This window comes from Pandoraea sputorum (genome assembly GCF_000814845.2).
Taxonomy (GTDB): domain Bacteria; phylum Pseudomonadota; class Gammaproteobacteria; order Burkholderiales; family Burkholderiaceae; genus Pandoraea; species Pandoraea sputorum.
Genome location: NZ_CP010431.2, coordinates 1,428,988 through 1,449,180 on the forward strand (window position 1 = coordinate 1,428,988; position 20,193 = coordinate 1,449,180).

Here is a 20,193-nt window from a genome sequence, read left to right on the forward strand (position 1 = left end):
GTCAGACGCTTCACCCTTCACGTCGTCTGACCATCAGGTCGTCGTCGGCATCCCCAGCAATGCCGGTGCGGCGCTCACGAGCGTATCGATGGCGGCGCGCAGCTTGGGAGACGGATGCCGCGTGTCGGGCCAGACCAGATGCAACGGTGTGCCGGGCGCGCGAATCTGCGGCAGCAGGCGTACCAGCGTGCCGTCGGCGATCGCGCGCATGATGACCCAGTGCGGCATGCAAGCGATGCCGAGCCCCTGTTCGGCGGCATCCACGAGCGCGATCAGATCGTCGAGGATGAAGCGCGGCGAGCGATGCGGGCCGTCGGCGGGCATCATCGGCGTGGGCCATCGGTACAGATTGCCCGCGCGTCCGTACATCAGACATTCGTGAGCGGCGAGATCGTCGACCGTCTGCGGTGTGCCATACGTCGCCAGATAGGCAGGGGACGCACACAGCATCATCGTCTGCTCGCCAAGCGAGCGCGCCTTGAGTCCGGGCGTGTCGTCGAGCCGCCCGCTGCGCACGGCCAGATCGTAGCCCTCTTCCACCAGATCGATGCGGCTGTCGCAGAACGCCATCTCGAGACGCAACTGCGGATGCGCCTTCGCCAGCGTCAGCAAGACCGGCGCGATGCATTGACGCCCGATGTGCACGGGCATCGTCACGCGTAACTTGCCCATCGGCGTCTGCGAACCGGCGCTTAGCTCGTCTTCTGCTTCGGACAGTTCCGTCAGCACCTTCGTGCAACGTTGATAGAACGTCTGGCCCTCACCGGTCAGATGCTGGCTGCGGGTCGTGCGGTGGAACAGGCGCACGCCCAGCCGCGCCTCCAGTCGGCCGATGCGTTTGGCGACAGCCGAGCGGGTGAGATGCAGCCGTTCGGCCGCGCCCGCAAAGCTCCCGGCGTCGACCGCCGCGACGAACGCTGAGATGCCCGAAAGCCGGTCGGGCGTGTAGGTCTCATTGGTTCTCATAAGTCGCCAATCAGTAGAGAATTTACCGTCACTGCTGCGAAGTATTCTCCAATAAGCTGATCCTTGTCCACCCGGCTCGCCGGGATATCCGTTTTGAAAACGTCGACGAGGAAATTGGCAATGACAACGATGCAGCAATGGCAAATGACGACGCTGGGCGAAGCCTCGCTCAAACTGGCGACCGTGGAAGTCCCGACGCCCGGGCCGCGCGAAGTGCTCGTGAAAGTGAACGCTGTGTCGCTCAACTATCGCGACGCCCTCATGATCGATACCGGCATGGGATTGCCGGTGACGTTCCCATTCGTGCCCGGTTCGGACATGGCAGGGGAAGTGGTGGCCGTAGGCGATGGCGTGACGCGCGTGGGGGTGGGCGAGCGCGTCATCAACACGTTCTGGGATCGCTGGAACGAGGGGGAACTGGCACCGGCCGGTTTGCAGATATTCGGTGGCACCTTGCAGGGGGTGCTTCGGGAGTACGCCGTATTCGACGAGGCGGCGCTCGTGCGCGCGCCGTCCACGCTTGACGCCGCCGCCGCATCGACGCTGACGTGTGCCGGGCTCACCGCCTGGTTTGCGCTGTTCGGCACCGGCCGCAAGCTTGCACCCGGCGAGACGGTGCTGTCCATCGGCACGGGGGGTGTGGCATTGTTTGGCGCGCAACTGGCGCTTGCACACGGGGCAAAGGCGATCGTTGTGAGCGGCAGCGAGGAAAAGTTGGCCCGCGCGGCGGCGCTTGGCGTGACGCATGGTGTCCAACGCCGGGAAGGTTGGGCGGAAGAGGTCCGTCGACTCACCGAAGGGCGGGGCGTCGAACAGGTGTTGGAACTGGCTGGCGGCGACATGCGGGAGACGATGGCGGCGCTTGCGCCCAACGGCAAAGTCTCGGTGATCGGCACGCTGGGCGGGGATTTCCTGCAAATCCCGGTCTATCCGGTGCTGCTCAAGCGGGCGCATGTGCAAGGCATCGGGGTGGGGCATCGCCAGGGGCTGGAGGCGCTCAGTGCGATGATCGACCGCCACGGTATTACCCCGGTGGTGGACGCCGTCTACGACTTTGCCGACGCCGCGCAGGCGCTGTCTCACCTGCGCCGAGGGGCGTTCGGCAAGGTGGTGGTGCGCGTCTCCGGGTCAGTTGCCTAACGTCCCAAGCTCGCATAAACTATCGACGCCACAAACCCCGCGTGACTGGCGATTAGGGCGCACACCCTTGTGTGCCCGAGGTGGAGCAACCCACCGGGAAGCGCCGGGGTCTTATTTGCCGTTCGCCTGGGCAGCCGTGATGGTTGGTGCTGCCCTGTCTATCGTCTTCCGAAGCACAAAGGAAGACGCGCCGCAGCATCCCCTCCCGGAAAATCTGTTCAACTCAACGGAACCGCCATGTTCGACAAATCGAAATCTACCGTTGCCTCCGTCGATCCCGACGTCTGGGCCGCGATTCAGAAAGAAAACCAGCGTCAGGAAGATCACATCGAGCTGATCGCGTCGGAAAACTACACCAGCCCGGCCGTGATGGAAGCGCAGGGTTCGCAACTGACCAACAAGTATGCGGAAGGTTATCCGGGCAAGCGCTATTACGGCGGTTGCGAGTATGTCGACGTCGTCGAACAACTGGCGATCGACCGCGTGAAGGCCCTGTTCGGCGCAGAAGCTGCCAACGTGCAGCCGAACTCGGGCTCGCAGGCTAATCAGGGCGTGTACTTCGCCATGCTCAAGCCGGGCGACACGATCATGGGCATGAGCCTCGCGCACGGCGGTCACCTCACGCACGGTTCGCCGGTCAACATGTCGGGCAAGTGGTTCAACGTTGTGAGCTACGGCCTGAACGAAGCCGAAGACATCGATTACGATGCCGCTGAGAAGCTGGCGCAACAGCACAAGCCGAAGATGATCGTGGCAGGTGCCTCGGCTTTTGCGCTGAAGATCGATTTCGAACGCATGGCCAAGATCGCCAAGTCGGTCGGTGCTTATTTCATGGTCGACATGGCGCACTACGCCGGTCTGATCGCCGCGGGTGTGTACCCGAACCCGGTGCCGCACGCCGACTTCGTCACCACGACCACGCACAAGAGCCTGCGCGGCCCGCGCGGCGGCGTGATCCTGATGAAGGCGGAGTTCGAGAAGCCGATCAACTCGGCCATCTTCCCGGGCATTCAGGGTGGCCCGCTCATGCACGTGATCGCCGGTAAGGCCGTCGCGTTCAAGGAAGCCGCATCGCCGGAATTCAAGGAATACCAACAGCAAGTCGCGAAGAACGCACGCGTGATGGCTGAGACGCTGGTCAAGCGTGGTCTGCGCATCGTGTCGGGCCGTACCGAATCGCACGTGATGCTGGTCGACCTGCGCGCCAAGAACATCACCGGTAAGGCTGCCGAAGCCGCGCTGGGCGAAGCGCACATCACCGTCAACAAGAACGCGATTCCGAATGATCCGGAAAAGCCGTTCGTCACGAGCGGTGTTCGTCTTGGCTCGCCGGCCATGACCACGCGTGGTTTCAAGGAAGCCGAAGCAGAACAGGTCGGCAACCTGATCGCCGACGTGCTGGACAACCCGGAAGACGCTGAAAACCTGGCCCGCGTGCGCGCACAAGTGGCTGAGTTGACCAAGCGTTTCCCGGTCTACGGCTAAGCCACGGCGTCGCACGCATGCGCTGCCCGTTCTGCCGGCACGACGACACGCAAGTCATCGACTCGCGTGAAGCGGAAGACGGCGCCGCCATCCGGCGGCGTCGGAAATGCCCGTCGTGTGACAAGCGCTTCACGACTTACGAGCGCGTCGAACTCGCCATGCCGGTTGTCGTCAAGAAAGACGGCAGCCGCGCCGAGTACGACCGCGCGAAAGTGCGTGCCAGTATGCAACTGGCGATTCGCAAACGCCCGGTGAGTGCCGAAGCGATGGATGCCGCGATTGCGCGCATCGAGTACAAGCTGCTGGCCGGTGCCGAGCGTGAAGTGATCAGCCAGCGCATCGGCGAACTGGTGATGCGCGAGTTGAAGCGGTTGGACAAGATTGCGTACATCCGCTTCGCCTCGGTCTATCGAAGTTTCGAAGACATCGCAGAATTCCGCGATGTCCTTGAGGAAATCGACAGTCCGGACGTCAAGCCCAAGCGCAAGCCGGTGGCCTGACTGCGGGCGGCATACGCTGCCAGCGTTTAAGACTGCCGGACAGACTTAGGTGGGGAACGCACCGCCGGTCGAATGAATGACGAAAAACCCGTTGTGCCTGAAAGGGCACGACGGGTTTTTTTATGGGCATCCGCAGGGTGACCTCATACGTTCATGACGGACACCCTCGACGCGGAACAACCCGAAATTCACGCATGGGACGCGGCTGAAAGGCGCTCCCACGCCGTTGCACGCGCGCTGCACGCTTCGGCGCTTTGGGGAAATAAGAAACATAATAAACACTGTTTTGGGATGATTCGGAAAATATTTAAATCAATATTATAAGAATGGTCCCAAATGAAAATTCTGATTGAATTATGGGGTAAGTACTAAAAATTATCTGAGTTGACGGGATTTCGATAGTTCGTCTCTAGAATTCACAGCCTTGCTGGTGACAGGTGTGTTGCCGTTTTGGCGGTAGCGAGTTAATTCGCTATTTGATGTGAATTGGAAATAAGAGATTTATCGAATGCAAAAGAATCATCCGAAGTCGAATGTCCTGCGTCAGACGAAAATTTGTATGGCAGCTGCGGCGGTGGCGGCCGCGGTGTTGCCCGCCTACGTTCAAGCACAAGCGGTGCCGCAGCAGCTTGCGCAATGGGAAATCAGCCGCAATGACCGGATTTCAGAAATTTCGAATGCAATTGGAGATTTACAAAAGAATCTTGATAAAGCGCGAGCTACGTCGCGTTTTGCCGATAAGGTCGATATTCAATTGGCTTGGGTGAAGACGGTTATCGCCGATGCCGCGGGGAACGAGGATAGAGAGAAATCATTCAAGTATCTGGCGTCCTCCATTGCGGATGATTTAGAGATCGAGGACTCGCTGCTTACCGATGCGGGGCGGAAGCAAAAGCTTGCACTGTCGGCGCTCAAGGAAAAGCTCGATGAAGCCTCTGCCGCAGCAGAGGGTGGTCGGCAAGACGACATCGACCGTGCGCAAAAGGCACTGGAAACAGAAGTCGCAAAGCACGCACGTTTTCTCGCCGACAGTGAACATGCGTTCGAGGCGCTCCAGCGCGAAGCGCGTCTGCTAAGGACGAAACGCGATCGTGTGCAAAGCGTGACGTCCGAGGCAGAGCTCAACGGACTGACCAATACCCGTCGGCTCCGTGCCACCACGTCGAACGTAGCAACACTTGGGGGGGCGCCGACGTGGAGCGATAAGCATCTGACGAATTTTATGGGGGCGGACGCGACGACCGATACCCACAGTGCGCTTGGCAAGGACAGCATCCTTGAATTCACGCGTCGTTCGGGAGAAGAATCGGATGCGATCGCAGGAACGAGCGGAGTGCGTGACGTGGGCACGCTCCACGCGCGCGGGTCTGCAGACCACGACGTGCGCGTCGACGGCGGTACGCTGAATATTCACAGGGAGATCGCAGGGGAGGGCCGACTTGGTGTCACGGTCGGCAAGGGGGGCACGCTGCATTTTGCGGACGGTGGCATCGGGGTTTCGTCGAATGCGAAGGACGTGACGTTGTGGGCCGGACGCAGCGAAAAGGGATCGCCTGAAGGCGGGGCCATCAAGTTTGGTGAGCACACGAGCGCAGGCACGGCAACGATCATCCTACATAAGGGCGGAAGCCTGTATTTCGCCGAGGGTGCGAACGCTGGCGTCAGTGACATCGATATCGCGCAAGGCGCTAGCGCCACGTTCCACGCCGCCAATGCCGCCGTCGCGAGCATCCAAAACGACGGGACGCTGACGCTTGAGGCGGGGTCGAAGGCGGGACGTGCCGATATCCTCAACCAGTCAGGCGCGCGTGCGACGTTTCTGAACGCCGATCTTCAACGAGCCGAACTCGTCAATCAGGGCTCGATGCGTCTGGAGCGGACGCAGGGCGGATCGGCGACGTTGATCAACGGTGTCGACGCGCATGTCGACGTGCTCGATTCGGATCTGCAACAGCTCGGTCTGGCCAACGTCGGTGTCGTCAACCTGCGAGGCAACACGCTGGCAGACGGTGCCCGCATCGAAATGCTCGGCGGCAACCTGAACATCTCGGGTATCGAGGCGCAGGCACCGGGGCGCAAGGCCGAGAAGACGCTGTCCATTGGCTCGCTAAGCGGTATCGGTCGCGTCGTCACGGGTGACACGAAGCTGGTGCTGGGGGATCGCGACGAAGACGATCGTTTCGACGGCGAGATCGTGCGCGAGGAGGTGTCGTCCGGCGGCGCGTCGAACGCATTGCGCCGTGCCTCCAAGTCGAGCGCGCAAGTTGCTGCGGCAACGGGTTCGAACGTCGTTAAGGCCGGTACCGGCAATCTGACGCTGGGTGGTGATCAGAGTGGCGTGGCCAGTCTGCGAATCGAAGGCGGCAGTGTGACGGCCGCGCATGCGAAGGCATTGGGCGCGGGCACTGTCACGGTGACGGACAACGGCGCGGTCAAGCTCGCGTCCGATGTCGATGGCGTGAGCCACATCGACAACGCCGGTCGGATCGAGCTCGGCACGAACAAGCTGGCTGTGCAGAAGTACACGTCGAAGGCGGGCGCGGAAATCAGTTCGCATGTGTCTCGCGTGGGGGATCGCGTCGCCGGTGGTGCGATTCAGGTGTCGGAAGACAGCGATTTCACGAACACGGCCATCAACGTCACCGTTGCTAACGACATCACGCTGGCGGAAGTGCAGGACAAACTCGGCGTGGTGAGCGTAGCCGAGGGGAAAACGGCCAGTCTTGGCAAAGTCACGATCGGCAGCATCGTCGGAGGAAAGACGGAAGATCCGACCGATCCGACGACGACCACCGATCTCACGGGCCCTACAGACCCGACTGGCCCGTCGGACCCTTCGGGCGTCATCACTAGCCAGAACGTCGTGCAGTACCTGGCGACCGACGGCAACTACAGCGCGAACGAGCGGGCGGTGCTGGCATCGGTCGACGGCGTCACCGTGGGCGACCTGACCTCGGGCGGGATCGGCGGCAAAGTTCTCTCGGAGATGGCGCTGCAAACGGCGGGATCGGACGAGCAGCGTCGCTCGGCGAGCTTGCTCTCGGGCGAATCGCTTGTGAACAATGCCCTCGCCGCGCAAGGCGCGACGACGGCATTCCAGCGCGGCATGCAGTCGCGCATGCTGGCGGGCGGCGCAATGTTCGACGACAAGACCGCTAACGGTGTGAGTGCCGACAACCACGGCATCGCGGGCTGGGCGTCGTTCTCGGGGGCAACACGTCGCAACGTGGCGATGCTCTGTCGTTCGACGTGCGCGGTATCGATGGCGCGATCGGTGTCGACAAGCGGATCGGCAGCAGCACAATCGTCGGCGCTTCGGTGGGTATGGGCAATCAGAACTCGAAAGCGAAGGGCATGCCGGGCGAGTCGAAGATCAACAGCGTGAGCGTGGGTCTCTACGGTTCGCACATGAACGACGCCAACGTATTCGTCGGCGGTGGCGTGTCGTACACGAATCACAGCGTGACGACGGACCGTACGGTGGCGGCACGCAACGCGTCGGCGCGTCTGTCGGGGAAGACGAGCGGCAACACGTTCGGTGCATTCGGCGAGATCGGTAAGCGCTTCGATGTGGCGGGCTTTAATGTCGATCCTTCGATTGGCCTGCGCTTCGCATCGACACGTCTGAATGCCTTCGACGAAACGAACCGCGATGGCGCTGCCGCCGCGGGTAACGACGGACTGAAGGTCGGCGCGCAATCGCAGACGTCGGCACGCAGCGTGCTGGGTGTGCGGTTCTCGCGCGACGTGATCACCTTCGACGGTGGCAAGGTGACGCCGATGATGCGTCTGGCGTACGAACATGAGTTCGGCAATACGCAAAGTAGCCTGACGAACTCGATTTATGGCGCACCGCGCGCGTTCAACGTAAAGGGTGCGAAGCTGGGCCGTGATGTCTTCACGGCTGACCTCGGCGTCGACCTCCAGCTCAAGAAGCGATTCAACCTGCACGTCGGCGGCAATGTCAGTGTGCGTCAGGGCGAGCGCGCGCTGGGCGGCGGCATCTCGGCGAAATATCGCTTCTAAGTGATGCGTCGGGCCGCGTGTGCTGCGGCTCGACTGAATGCAGTGGCGAAACCCGTCGTGTCCACGAGGACGCGGCGGGTTTTTTCGTTCCGAAATCCCAAAAACCATCGGAGGAAATGTCGCAATTACACGGGCGGTATGTGGTGTCTCGGCGTCAGGCCCACGTCCGTTTGGGACGACGGCGGATAAAACGCAGCCGGGTATGAGCGATTAATTAAAATTAAAATTCAATCGCAATGGGATTTAACGGTTATTGGATTAAATGGTGACGGTTAGGCGAAGTACCAAAGCGCATTGATATCGGGAGTGTTCGGATAAATCAACTCCAGAATTTGCCGGAATGATGGCGGCCGCAAAGCCACTGTCTGAAGCGTGATGAGGAAATTCATCATTTGAGGCGAATTGAATAGGAGTTGTCTAATGCGAGGGAATCGTCCGAAGTCGTATGCGCTGTGTCAGACAAAGATTTATGCGGCGATCATTATGGCGGTTGCGGTGATAGGGGGGGCTCCGAATGCTTCGGCCGGAAGTCTTCAGTCAAGTGGGATGGAAAACCGAGAGCAAAGGTTGAAGGCGCTTGTTCCCCTCGATCAACACCTAAAAAACGTCGAAAAAGAGAAGTCGGATGAACATGGAAAGAATATGTCTCTGCTGGGGACGGAGATTCCGATTCATAATTCTCTGACAAACATTATCGATGCCGATGAGTTGAAGAAGGCTCTGGGGAATCAGGTGGCGGATATACAAGACGCCATTGACGTTGTTCAGAAGCGGATAGATGAAGGCACGGAACTGCCGAAGGATAGAGAGCTCATTCAGGAACTGAATGACCTGAAAGGGAGGGTCGATGCGCTGGCGAATAGCCAAAATCCATTGGTAGGACCGGAGCGCACTGCATTGGATGATCTCTTGACGGATGATGCGAACAAATTCAAGGAGTCGCTCGCGGCATTGGTTCAGGCAAAGAAGGATTCCGAGCTCGTGGGCTATAAGCTTCAACGTTGGCGTGACGCCGACGATGAAAAGACGGCGAGTAGTCTCAGCGTCACCAAGGAATTGAACGCGTCTGCCAACGGGGTGGATCTTGTTCCCAATACCGACTACGTCACATGGAATGACAAGAACCAGATCGACTTCATGTCGGACGCCGTTCCTGTCGATGGTCAGTCGCTGATCGATGCCAAAACGACGCTTGAGATTTCGGCGCGCTCCGGGCGATTGTCCGACGCAATTTACGGCGCCACCAATCAGCGGCGGGACGTGGGGACCATCCGCGCAGTAAGCGGCGCAGATCACACAGTGCGTGTCGACGGCGGCACGCTCTCCGTTCATCAGGGCATCGACGGGGAGGGCACTCTGACGATGAATGTCGGCAGCAACGGAGCGCTCGAATTCGTGGCGGGCGGGCAGGGCATCTCGGATGCCGCACAGCACATCACGCTGAGTGCAGGAAAATCGGATGGACAGCCACCGGACGCACCGGGGGGCACGATCGATTTCTTCAAGGGAACGAGTGCCGGAGCGGCAAGCTTCCAGATCCACGACGCAGGCGCACTCACATTCAACGCGGGCTCGACCGGGGGCAGTAGCGTCATCGACGTCGAGAAGGGGGGAGTCGTCGGGTTCGACGAGGCCAATGCCGCCGACGCTACGATCCTTAACAGTGGGTTCGTGGGGATGCGAAAAGCCAAAGGGGGCGCCGGGGTCATTGAAAACAGGAAGGGCGGGCAACTCGCTGTGGTGGATAGCGACCTGGAGACGCGCCAGATCCTCAATGCTGGCTTGACCAATCTTTCCGGAACGACAACGGCGGACTCGGCAACCATCAAGATGGAGGACGGCGCGCTCAGTCTGGTGGACCTCGAGTCCAACCTCCGAGACGATCCGCCGGCCGAACGGTCACTGACCATCGGCTCGCTTTCGGGCAGCGGCCATGTGGTCACTGGCGGCAAGACGCTCAAGCTCGGCGCGCTTGGCAAAGATGATGTCTTCAGCGGCGATATCGTCAAGCTCGACACCGATAAGCTCGGTGCCACCGTCGCCAAAGTCGGCACCGGCAACCTTACCTTCAGCGGTGACCAGAGCGGCATCGATTCGCTGACGGTCGAGAACGGCACGCTCACCGCAGCGCACCGCAACGCCCTCGGTACCGGGCTGCTCGCGCTCTCCGCTCCGGGTACGATCTCGCTGGCCAACGACGTCTACGACGTCAGGAAATTTGAGAATGCGGGCACGCTCAAACTCCACGGTTACCGGATCGTGATGGATGAATACGAATCGAAGGGCAAGGACGCCAGGATCGAGTCGGACGCCAAGCGCGATCCGAACGCGCCCGACGACGTGCATCGCGGAACGATTCACATCAAAAAGAAGGGCGACTTTACGGATACCAAGATCGTTCTGACGCCGGATGGATCGGTAAGTCCCAAAGAACTGCTCGACAAGAAGATTCAGGTCGTCACGCATGATCCCGATGCCGACGTGAAACTCGGCGAGGTCGACTACGGCAGTATTCCTACAGAGCCGGGCGATGGGGGCGGTGACGGTGGCGACGGTGGCGACGGTGACGTCGTCATCGATCCGGGCAAGGAGATCGCGTTTCTCGATCCCGGTGCACCCTACACTGGCAACGAAAAGGGCCTGCTCGATTCGCTTCAGGGCGTGACGCTCAACGACATCATCGAGGGCCGGGTGGGCGGTGCAGTCCTCGGGCAACTGGTGCTGTTGCCAGCCGGGTCGGCCGAACAACGGCGCGCGGCACGCATGCTCTCGGGCGAATCGCTTGTGAACAACGCGGATGCTGCCTACAGTGCGTCCGACGCCTTTCGCAACAGCTTGCAGACACGCATGCTCGCGGGCGGCTCGCTGCCCGACTGCAACGCTACCAATGGGCAGCGCGCGGGCCAGAACGGCATGTCGGTCTGGGGCGCTTTCAAGGGGGCGGGCACGGATCGGAGCGACGGCGAACAGAGCTTCTCGACCTCAGGCATCGACGGCGCCTTTGGTGTCGACAAACGCCTCAATCAGAACGTGCTCGTGGGTGTCGCGCTCGGGTTGGGCAGCCGGACGTCCCGCGCCGACGATCTGCCGGGCGACGCCAGCATCAGAAGCGCCAGCGTCGGCCTCTACGGCTCGTATCTGAGCGACGCCCGCTGGTTCGCCAACGGCGGCCTCTTCTTCACCAACCATAACGTGACGACCGACCGTACAGTGGCGGCCCGCGATGTGTCGGCGCGGGTCGCGGGCAAGACCAGCGGCCGCACGCTCGGGCTGTTCGGTGAAGTCGGTCAGCGCGTACTCGTCAGCGGCATGAGCGTCGACCCGTTTATCGGTATGCGGATCGCCTCGACACGTCTGAATGGCTATGACGAAACGGATCGCGACGCTGGACAGGGCAGAAACGGCCTGCACGTCGGGTCGCAGATCAGCAACTCGCGACGGGCCATTCTCGGCGTGCGTCTCTGGCGCGAGTTGGTGAATACGAGCGGCGGCAGCGTGATTCCGTCATTAAGGCTGGCCTACGAACATGAGTTCGGCGATACGCAAAGCAGCCTCACGAACGCCATTTACGGTGCGCCGCGCGCGTTCACGGTAAAGGGTGTCAAGCTTGGCCGCGATATCTTCACTGCCGATCTCGGCGCAGACGTGCGCGTCACGCGGCAACTCAACGTCCGTGTCGGCGGAAATCTGAGCCTGCGCTCAGGGGAGAAGGCCATCGCGGGCGGCGTATCGGCGAAGTACATGTTCTGACGCAAACGCAAACGCAAACGACAGGCGCCAAAGCGCATGTCGTAACAAACAGGCCCCCCACAAGCAAACCGCCCGGTCAACACCGGGCGGTTTGCTATTTCTATGGCGCGGCCATGTTGTCAGAACGAGTGCGACACCCCGATGTAGGCGCCCATCTGGTTCTTGCCCGCAGGCGGATTGTCCAGCGAGTCGCTCGGAATTGCCGCCACCGAGAAGCTCTGGCCCGAGCTGTTCATCACGTACGCGATCGTGCCGTACAGGAAAGTGCGTTTCGAGAGGTTGTAAGTGGTGCCCAGTTCGGCCATCGTGGCGTGTCCGAAGCCCCCAGGTACGTTCACGTGATAGACCGCCGCGTTCGCGGCCCACGCCGCCGTCGCCTGATACTTCACCCCGGCCCAGTAATGGTCGGCGCGTGTGGCGAAGCTCGGGGCGGGCGCGTCCGGCGCGGACATGTGCGTGTAGCCCAGCGAAATCGTGAAGCGGTTCAGGAAGATGTTCGCGCCAGCGAAGTATTCCCGCGAGGTGGCGAACACGTCGGTGAAGCGTCCGTTGGTGTCGCGAATTTCGTCATACAACGCGCGCAACTGGAACCGGTCGTGCGTGTACGTCAGCTGTGCGCCCATGCCACGGCCGTTGTTGAACTGCCCGGCGATGTTGGAGAAGGCGTACTGACCGGCAATGTCGAACCCGCGCCAGTTCGGGCTTTGATAGTTGACGGTATTGCTCGCCTGCGGCCAGTTGCGTCCGCGCACCAGCGACGCCGACGAGAAGGCCTGCTGCTGGAACGGATCGAAGTCCCAGACGCCATTGCTGATGAACAGGTTGCGCCCGAGCGTCAACTGGCCCCACGAGCGGGAGTTGAAGCCGACCAGGGCACGGCGGTCGAAGATCGAACCTGAGCCGTTGTTGTTGTAGCCGTTCATCAACTGGAAGCCACCTTCCAGATTGAATACCGCATGCAACCCCTGTCCGAGATCCTCGTAGCCGCGCAGGCCGAACAGGCTCGTGCCGTAGTCGCCGCCCTGCGCGCTGAAGCGCGAGGTGGTGCCACCGTTGCCGTCCTGCAAATTGTTCATGAACTGAAAGCCGCCATCGACGCGGCCGTAGAGTTGCACGCTCGATTGCGCGTGCGCAAACGTACCGATGCCGCAAAGCAGGCTTGCTGCAATGAGCTTCTTCTTCATGATCTGCTCCCCAGGTTGCGTTTTGCCCCGCACCTTCTTTTGCGTGGTTATGCCCGTCGTCGTCGCGACACGCCCGCGCGCGGGCGTACACAGACATCGGCGGAAAAGCCTGAAATTTCGTTACGACTGACGAGAAATCGGCAAGCGGGGACGCCTGGGCAACGGGCGCCGCGTGGGGGAACGCGGCCGGTTGCGAGTGATGCCTGCACGCTCTGCATATCCATTTCGGACACTGCGAACGTCACGCTCTGGTTTTCAGAGATCGTTGTCATGGCAGTCCACTGGCGTTGGGTCGGCGGCAGCGCGATGCGCGCGCTGCCATGCGACCGGAATGCGTGGCGGGAAGGGGCGTAACGATCCAGCGTGTGGGTCGATTAAGTTCGTATTAAGTTCGCATTACGTACGATTTCTCGACGCGATACAAACGCACCTTCGCCTGATTGGCTTCTTTATATCCGAATTCCTCCTGACGCAACATAAGGGAAAGGCTTAGTTTTTCGACTGTTGCGCGCCAGCAACCAGAATGCTTCCGACATGACATTTCTGTGGCGAAAAGTCTCGTGGGAGCTTTTCAGTCGTCCGTTTTGGTCTGCGGCTCGGGCACGTCAGTCCGGCGCACCAAAGGCTTCCATCTTGCTGGCGAGGTGCGTGAGCAAGCGGTTGGCGGCACCGGACAAGCGTCGTCCGGCGCGCGTGATCAGATGCGCCTCGGCACTGCTGAGAATCGGGTGGTCGATGGGCAGTGCGCGCAGTACGCCCGCGTCGATCTCCTGAGAGACGGCAAAAGTCGGCAAAAACGTTGCGCCAAGCCCAGCCCGCACGAAGTGCTTGAGCACGGAAATCGAGTTGGTGGTCACCGCTGGCACGAGCCGGTGCTTCTCCGACTGCTCGGCCAGTTCCATCAATTGACGCGTGCCGTAGGAGCCGTGCATGAGCGCGAGCGGCACATCGTAGAGCGCGTCGAGCGTGAGCGTGCCGAGCTTGTCCGCCTTCGCGATCAGGGGCGAGCCGGGAGCGACGATCGCGTGCACCGGTTGCGCCAACTGGGCGCGCGAGACGATCTTGGGCTCGGCGGGCGGGTTGTAGACGAGTCCGATATCCGCATCGTCTTCCGCCACGAGCCGCATCACTTCATTCGTCCCGGCCAGATCGAGCGTGAGGGTGATGTCGGGGTAGCGCCTGCAGAAGAATTGCAGCGGCGCACCCATCAGATCGCTGACGAAGCCCTCGCCGACGGCCAGCCTGATATGGCCGCGCCGCAGTCCGCGCACTTCCTGAAGCTTGGCGAGCAAGTCCTCCTGGTGCGCGCGCTGCTCGCGGTAGTACTCCATGAGCAAACGGCCCGCCTGCGTCAGGTGGACCCCGCGCTTGTGACGTTCGATGAGCGGTAGCGCCAGTTCGGCCTCCAGCAAGGCGATCTGGCGGCTCACGGCGGACGGGGCGATGTCGAGTCTGTCGGCGGCGGCGCGCACCGTGCCGCACTGGACGGCTTCGAACAGATACGACAGACGGCTTTCGTTGATGGCAGGTGTCATGCCCTAAAGACTAATAATTAGAACAAAAATGTTCAAGCGTTGTCATTGAGCGTCGTTTTTTTTCAATCCACACTGCGAAACATGCGGATCGGCCCCGACGCCGTGCAACGAACCCAGGCGAGGCCCGGTGTCGGCGGTCCGATTCCGCGCCACTCACCCTTCGGAGGCACCCGATGAGCCTGACGATTCCACCGCGCAATTCGCGATTCGGCATCGATCATCCGCTGGTGACGGTCCATGACCATCCGCGGCGGCTGGCGCATTACGAGCGCATGGGGTTTGCCCCGTCGCCGGTGTCTTATCACCCGTGGGGTACGGTCACGTCGCTGATGATGTTCGGCGACAACTTCATCGAACTGATCGGCGTGGACGACGCGAGCAAGTTCGGCACGAACGCCGTCGGCGACTTCTGCTTCGGACGCTATCTCGGCAGCTTCCTCGCTCGCGAAGAGGGCGTCTCCCTCATTGCACTGCACAGCAAGGATGCTCGCGCCGACCACACACGCCTCACGCAGGCCGGGCTGGAGACGCAGGGCATCATCGATTTTCGCCGCGCGATGCGCAAACCCGACGGCACGCCCGACGAGGCGGTGGTTGCGCTGGGGCTGTTCATCGACGACTCGCTCGGCGACGCTTCCAATTTCATCTGCCACCAGCATCGCCCCGAGCTGATCTGGGTGCCCGAGTGGCAGAACCACGCGAACGGTGTCACTGGCATCGTCGGTATTACGTATGTGACGCCCGACACGGTGTCGTTGCGCACGCTCGCCACGCGCTGGCAGCGCATGTACGGCGCGCGCCACGTCGATCTGTACGACGGCGGTGCGGTGGCCGATACGGGGTGCGGGCACTTGCGGGCGATGTCGCCGCAGCGCGCCGAAGCACGTTACGCCGCCGTGGGCTTGCCGATGGCGCAGGGCGTACGCACGCACGCCGTGGCCATCACGCTGCTCACGCCGGATCTGGCGCACGTCGAGGCGCTGTGGCGCGAAAACGGCGTGCCCTATGGCTATAACGAGCATGGACTGGTCGTGGAGCCCGAGTTCGCGGGCAATGTGGTGCTGGAGTTCGTCAATCACTAGCGCCAGGACCGGAACCCGTCAAAACATCACGATCCCCTGAATTTACTCACCGACCGGATGTCCCGGGCGGTGTCGAGCAACGCGGCGTCGCCCGTGGGGGCGGCGTCATCTTCGCAGTCAAATTGGAGTCAACATGAAAATCATCGGAGTGGTCGGACTGGGCAATATGGGACGCGGCATGGCGCTGTCGTTGCAGCGCGGCGGTTTCACGGTGCTTGGGTTCGATCCTTCGCCGGCCGCCGGAGCCTCGCTGGCGGAGGCCGGTGTCGGTCTGCGCGCCTCGGTCGCCGAACTCGCTCGCGAAGTCGATGCCCTCGTGCTGTCGCTGCCGACGTCGCAAGTCGTCGAGGCCGTGGTGAATGGCGCGGACGGCATCGCCGCGAACGGGCGCGAAGGTCTGGTCGTGGTCGACACGTCGACGGCCGATCCGGAAAGCACCCGCGCGCTGGCCGTCACGCTGCGTGAAAAAGGCATTGCGTTGGTCGACGCGCCGGTCTCCGGTGGCCCGAAGGGCGCGCTGAACGGTGCACTCACGATGGTGCTGGGCGGCTCGGTCGAAGATATCGCCCGTATCGAGCCGGTGCTCGCCGCCATGTCGGCCAAGCGTGTGCACATCGGCGACGTGGGTGCCGGTCACGTGACCAAACTGATCAACAACCTGATGTGCGCCGCCCATCTCGTGGTGGCCGGTGAAGCGATGCGTCTGGCGAAGGCCGCTGGTGTGGCCCCGGAGCAAGTGCTCGAAGGCTTGAACGCCGGGTCGGGCCGCAGCGGCATCACGCAAACCAACTATCCGACGTGGATCCTGAACGACGCCTTCGACTCCGGCTTCACGATGAAGCTCATGCGCAAGGACGTGCGTCTGGCCATGGCGCTGGCCGAGCAGACGGGCACGCTCGCCACGGGCCCCCTGACGGCGGAAGTCGGACGCCTGTGGGCCGCGAGCGCCGCGACCGTAGGCGACGACGAGGACTTCAACCGCATCGTGCAATTCATCGAGCCGGGCCGGGCGTAATCGCCGAGAGCCTGCCTCAATGTTTCACGACGTACCCCTCTGACTTTTGTTTTGACGACACGATGCGCACCTGAGTGCGCGTCGCACGGAGCTTTCTCATGGCAGACCAACAAGCCGCCGCTTTGCTCGGCGCATTCGCCAAGTTTTTCCCCAACGCCACCACCATCGGCTCGTTCGTCAATGGCGAACTGGTTGAAGGCACGGGCGAGTCGAGCATCGACATCGTGAACCCGGCCACCGGCCAGACCGTGCTGACCTACCGCGATGCGGGGGCCGCCGTCGTGGCGCAGGCCGCCGATGCCGCGCAAGCGGCACAAAAGACCTGGTGGGCGCTCACGCACGCCGCACGCGGTCGTGTGATGCAAGCCGTCGGCGCGAAGATTCGTGAAAACGCGGAAGCGCTCGCCCAGCTCGAATCGATTGGTGCAGGCAAGCCGATCCGCGATTGCCGTGGCGAAGTCGCCAAGGTCGCGGAGATGTTCGAGTACTACGCAGGATGGACGGACAAGTTCTTCGGCGACGTCATTCCCGTGCCGAGCACGCACCTGAACTACACGCGTCGCGAAGCGATGGGGGTGGTGCTGCAAATCACGCCGTGGAACGCGCCGGTCTTCACCTGCGGCTGGCAACTGGCCCCGGCGATCGCCATGGGCAATGGCGTGCTGCTCAAGCCGTCGGAACTCACCCCGGCGAGCTCGCTGGTCGTGGCTGCGCTTGCCGAGCAGGCCGGTGTGCCGCGCGGTCTCATCAACGTGCTCGCCGGCTTCGGCCATACGACGGGCCAGGCCGCGATTTCGCATCCGGTCGTCAAGAAGGTCGTGTTCGTCGGCTCGCCCGCCACAGGCAGCAAGATCGCCACTGCCGCTGCGCAACGTCTTTTGCCGAGCGTGCTGGAACTGGGTGGCAAGTCGGCCAACATCGTGTTCGACGACGCCGACCTCAAGCGCGCTTGCCTCGGTGCGCAGGCTGCCATCTTCTCGAGCGCAGGCCAGAGCTGCGTGGCCGGTTCGCGTCTGCTGGTGCAGCGCGGCGTGTACGACCAGATGATCGACATGCTGGCGCGTGGCGCGGAAAAGATTCGCGTGGGCGAGCCGATGGACGACACCACCGAAGTCGGTCCGATCTGCAACCGCACGCAGTATCAGCACGTCATGAACATGATCGACGCGGGCGTCGAAGGCGGCGCGCGTCTGGCCGCCGGTTCGCAGCAGCGCAGCGATGGCGGCTTCTTCGTGCGCCCGACGGTGCTGGCCGATGCCAATAACGCGATGGGCGTGGCCCGTACCGAAATCTTCGGCCCGGTGGTCGTGGCGATTCCGTTCGACACGGAAGAAGAAGCGCTGGCGATTGCCAACGACAGCGAGTTCGGTCTGGCTGGCGCCGTCTGGACGCAGGACGTGGCGCGCGCACACCGAGTGGCGTCGCAGGTCAACGCCGGTACGTTCTGGATCAACGGCTACAAGACCATCAACGTCGCCTCGCCGTTCGGCGGCTATGGCCACAGCGGTTATGGCCGTTCCAGCGGCGTGGAAGCGCTGTATGAGTACACGCAGACGAAGAGCGTCTGGGTCGAGACGGCCGCCAATCCGGCCACGCCGTTCGGCTACGTCTGAGCGTGACACCGCGGGCGACCGGGGGTAAAAGCCCTCAATCGCCCGTTGGGAATTGCTGTCATCGTGCGTTCAGTTGTCGGGAACGCATGGCAATAGGGCAATAAAAGGGTAGTGAGTGTGCCGGACACCGGTCGTGAGACGTTGTCTGGCATGCGAGCGTTTCAGCCTGCGGGACAGGGGGCCGAAACGGTGTTTTTGACCGCGTATAATGCCGCCCTCGGGTGGTTCGGCGCGGGGGATTGATTACGCTGTTGCTGTCACCAAGGCGTGCCAACATGGCGGGCGTTCAGCCGCCATGCCCCAAGAGTTCGCCGGTGTATCCCGTCATGATCGGATTGACGGAATGGACCGGACGGACGGCGCGCCGAACTTCCTTAACTACCGAAATGGTGGCCGACCCGCCGAATAGTTCGACGGCGCACGGCATCGGACCGGCTCAATAGCAAGTGCAGTGGAGACCCAGATGGCAGTCATGGAACAAAAAGCGGCCAAGCCGCAGGGAGGCGCCTTCAGCGATGGCGTGCGCCTGTATGTTTGGGCAATCGTGATCCTGGTGATCGCGGAGCTGATCGGTGCGATCAGCATCAAAGCCGGTCACGGCAAGATCGTGTTGTTGCCGATGGTCTGGGCCTTGTTGCTCGGCGCGGCATTGGGCCTGTCGCAGGCGCGCTTGCCGCGTTTCGCGCAGATCGACCTGTCGATGCAGCACAAGGCGGCCGCCATTCTGCAGCCGGCGCTGCTGCTCTTCGTGGCAAAGCTCGGCCTGCTCGTGGGCGGCTCGCTGCCCAAGCTCGTGGCCGCCGGCTGGGCGTTGGTGTTCCAGGAGTTCGGCCACTTCGTCGGCACGATCATTCTGGGCCTGCCGGTCGCACTGATGCTCGGTATCAAGCGCGAAGCCATTGGCGCGACCTTCTCGGTCGGCCGTGAGCCGAGCCTCGCGATCATCGGCGAAAAGTACGGTTTCGATTCGCCGGAAGGCCGTGGTGTGCTGGCTGAGTACCTGACGGGCACCATCTTCGGTGCGGTGTTCATCTCGCTGTTCGCGGGCTTTGTCGCCAGCCTGAACCTGTTCCATCCGCACTCGCTCGCCATGGGCGCCGGTGTGGGTTCGGGTTCGATGATGGCTGCTGCCGCCGGTGCGATTGCAGCACAGCAGACGCCGGAAGTCGCCAAGGAAGTCGCCACGTTCGCCGCTGCGTCGAACCTGATCACGACGACCATCGGCACGTACTTCACGCTGTTCATCTCGCTGCCGCTCGCCGTGTGGGGCTACCGTGTCATGGAGCCGGTGCTGGGCCGCATGAGCAAGCGTGGCCGTGCCAACGCCGAAGCTGCTGCCGTGGCTGACGCCGAAGCCGCCAAGGAACTCAAGCAAGCCAGCAAGGCGCACTCCGTCGAGATGAACTTCGGTGCACGTCTGTTCGCATGGTTCTTCTCGGGCGCCCTTGCGCTGGTCGGCAACAGCATGGCCTTCAAGACGCCGTTCCTCGACGGCGTGCCGGGCATGCTGATCATCATCGGTGCTGTGCTCGTGGGTGAAGCCCTGTACTTCGTGACGCGCCGTAAGGTGCCGGCCGTGTGCTGGGTGTCGCTGATCGCCATGTTCCTGACGTCGCCGGCCTTCCCGTTTGCGCCGGTTGTCGAGCAGTTCACGGGCAAGATCAACTTCCTGTCGCTGGTCACGCCGATGCTGACCTACGCCGGTCTGTCGGTCGCGAAGGACGTGCCTGCTTTCCGTCGTCTGGGCTGGCGCATCGTGGTCGTGTCGTTCCTCGCGAACGCCGGCACGTTCCTCGGCGCCGCGATCATCGCCGAATTCTTCCACGTGTAATGCCTGACGGCGAACGCGCGACGGTGACAGGTCGCACGTTCGCGGGCAGTCGGAAGACGCAATAGC

General features: G+C 62.2%; 12 protein-coding genes and 1 riboswitch. Of the genes, 9 read left to right on the forward strand and 3 right to left on the reverse strand.

Annotation, left to right across the window (positions count from 1 at the left end; genetic code table 11):
- Positions 1 to 33: 33 nt before the first annotated feature.
- Positions 34 to 966: a LysR family transcriptional regulator gene (locus tag NA29_RS06500; RefSeq protein WP_039396957.1), complete on the reverse strand. Its 933-nt coding sequence runs from the start codon at positions 964 to 966 to the stop codon at positions 34 to 36.
- Between the two features lie 129 nt (positions 967 to 1,095).
- Here NA29_RS06500 and NA29_RS06505 point away from each other — a divergent pair, with 129 nt between their 5' ends.
- From NA29_RS06505 to NA29_RS06530, 5 genes are all read left to right on the forward strand, one after another.
- Positions 1,096 to 2,106, forward strand: a complete 1,011-nt coding sequence (locus NA29_RS06505) for a zinc-dependent alcohol dehydrogenase family protein (protein ID WP_039402581.1) — start codon at positions 1,096 to 1,098, stop codon at positions 2,104 to 2,106.
- A gap of 31 nt (positions 2,107 to 2,137) precedes the next feature.
- Positions 2,138 to 2,245, forward strand: a riboswitch (ZMP/ZTP riboswitch).
- Positions 2,246 to 2,343: 98 nt separating this feature from the next.
- Complete coding sequence (gene glyA, locus NA29_RS06510; RefSeq protein ID WP_039396959.1) at positions 2,344 to 3,591, forward strand: serine hydroxymethyltransferase; 1,248 nt, start codon at positions 2,344 to 2,346, stop codon at positions 3,589 to 3,591.
- A gap of 17 nt (positions 3,592 to 3,608) precedes the next feature.
- On the forward strand, positions 3,609 to 4,091 hold the full coding sequence (gene nrdR, locus NA29_RS06515; RefSeq protein WP_039396961.1) for a transcriptional regulator NrdR: 483 nt from the start codon (positions 3,609 to 3,611) through the stop codon (positions 4,089 to 4,091).
- A gap of 3,249 nt (positions 4,092 to 7,340) precedes the next feature.
- Positions 7,341 to 8,117, forward strand: coding sequence for an autotransporter outer membrane beta-barrel domain-containing protein (locus tag NA29_RS06520; protein ID WP_072633214.1), 777 nt, complete (start codon positions 7,341 to 7,343; stop codon positions 8,115 to 8,117).
- A 567-nt stretch (positions 8,118 to 8,684) separates the two neighbouring features.
- Complete coding sequence (locus NA29_RS06530; RefSeq protein ID WP_157744764.1) at positions 8,685 to 11,867, forward strand: autotransporter family protein; 3,183 nt, start codon at positions 8,685 to 8,687, stop codon at positions 11,865 to 11,867.
- A gap of 119 nt (positions 11,868 to 11,986) precedes the next feature.
- Here NA29_RS06530 and NA29_RS06535 read toward each other — a convergent pair whose 3' ends face one another.
- Together NA29_RS06535 and NA29_RS06540 are read right to left on the reverse strand one after the other, a co-directional pair.
- Positions 11,987 to 13,051 carry a porin gene (locus NA29_RS06535; protein WP_039396969.1) on the reverse strand — a complete coding sequence of 355 codons (1,065 nt, stop codon included), beginning with the start codon at positions 13,049 to 13,051 and terminating at the stop codon, positions 11,987 to 11,989.
- A 605-nt stretch (positions 13,052 to 13,656) separates the two neighbouring features.
- Positions 13,657 to 14,586 (reverse strand): LysR substrate-binding domain-containing protein, encoded by a 930-nt coding sequence (locus NA29_RS06540; protein ID WP_039396971.1) that lies wholly within the window; start codon positions 14,584 to 14,586, stop codon positions 13,657 to 13,659.
- 173 nt (positions 14,587 to 14,759) lie between these two features.
- Here NA29_RS06540 and NA29_RS06545 point away from each other — a divergent pair, with 173 nt between their 5' ends.
- From NA29_RS06545 to NA29_RS06560, 4 genes are all read left to right on the forward strand, one after another.
- Positions 14,760 to 15,668 carry a VOC family protein gene (locus tag NA29_RS06545; protein ID WP_052252577.1) on the forward strand — a complete coding sequence of 303 codons (909 nt, stop codon included), beginning with the start codon at positions 14,760 to 14,762 and terminating at the stop codon, positions 15,666 to 15,668.
- A 133-nt stretch (positions 15,669 to 15,801) separates the two neighbouring features.
- A complete protein-coding gene (locus NA29_RS06550; RefSeq protein WP_039396973.1) occupies positions 15,802 to 16,683 on the forward strand; it encodes an NAD(P)-dependent oxidoreductase in 882 nt (293 codons plus the stop codon).
- A gap of 98 nt (positions 16,684 to 16,781) precedes the next feature.
- Positions 16,782 to 18,296, forward strand: coding sequence for an aldehyde dehydrogenase family protein (locus NA29_RS06555; RefSeq protein ID WP_039396974.1), 1,515 nt, complete (start codon positions 16,782 to 16,784; stop codon positions 18,294 to 18,296).
- 463 nt (positions 18,297 to 18,759) lie between these two features.
- Complete coding sequence (locus NA29_RS06560; protein WP_095178418.1) at positions 18,760 to 20,127, forward strand: DUF3100 domain-containing protein; 1,368 nt, start codon at positions 18,760 to 18,762, stop codon at positions 20,125 to 20,127.
- Positions 20,128 to 20,193 lie beyond the last annotated feature (66 nt).

Bases quoted from the DNA above. Each gene is read 5' to 3' on its own strand.
- NA29_RS06500 (WP_039396957.1), bottom strand. From the start codon at position 966: ATGAGAACCAATGAGACCTACACGCCCGACCGGCTTTCGGGCATCTCA.
- NA29_RS06505 (WP_039402581.1), top strand. From the start codon at position 1,096: ATGCAGCAATGGCAAATGACGACGCTGGGCGAAGCCTCGCTCAAACTG.
- glyA (WP_039396959.1), top strand. From the start codon at position 2,344: ATGTTCGACAAATCGAAATCTACCGTTGCCTCCGTCGATCCCGACGTC.
- nrdR (WP_039396961.1), top strand. From the start codon at position 3,609: ATGCGCTGCCCGTTCTGCCGGCACGACGACACGCAAGTCATCGACTCG.
- NA29_RS06535 (WP_039396969.1), bottom strand. From the start codon at position 13,051: ATGAAGAAGAAGCTCATTGCAGCAAGCCTGCTTTGCGGCATCGGTACG.
- NA29_RS06540 (WP_039396971.1), bottom strand. From the start codon at position 14,586: ATGACACCTGCCATCAACGAAAGCCGTCTGTCGTATCTGTTCGAAGCC.
- NA29_RS06545 (WP_052252577.1), top strand. From the start codon at position 14,760: ATGAGCCTGACGATTCCACCGCGCAATTCGCGATTCGGCATCGATCAT.
- NA29_RS06550 (WP_039396973.1), top strand. From the start codon at position 15,802: ATGAAAATCATCGGAGTGGTCGGACTGGGCAATATGGGACGCGGCATG.
- NA29_RS06555 (WP_039396974.1), top strand. From the start codon at position 16,782: ATGGCAGACCAACAAGCCGCCGCTTTGCTCGGCGCATTCGCCAAGTTT.
- NA29_RS06560 (WP_095178418.1), top strand. From the start codon at position 18,760: ATGGCAGTCATGGAACAAAAAGCGGCCAAGCCGCAGGGAGGCGCCTTC.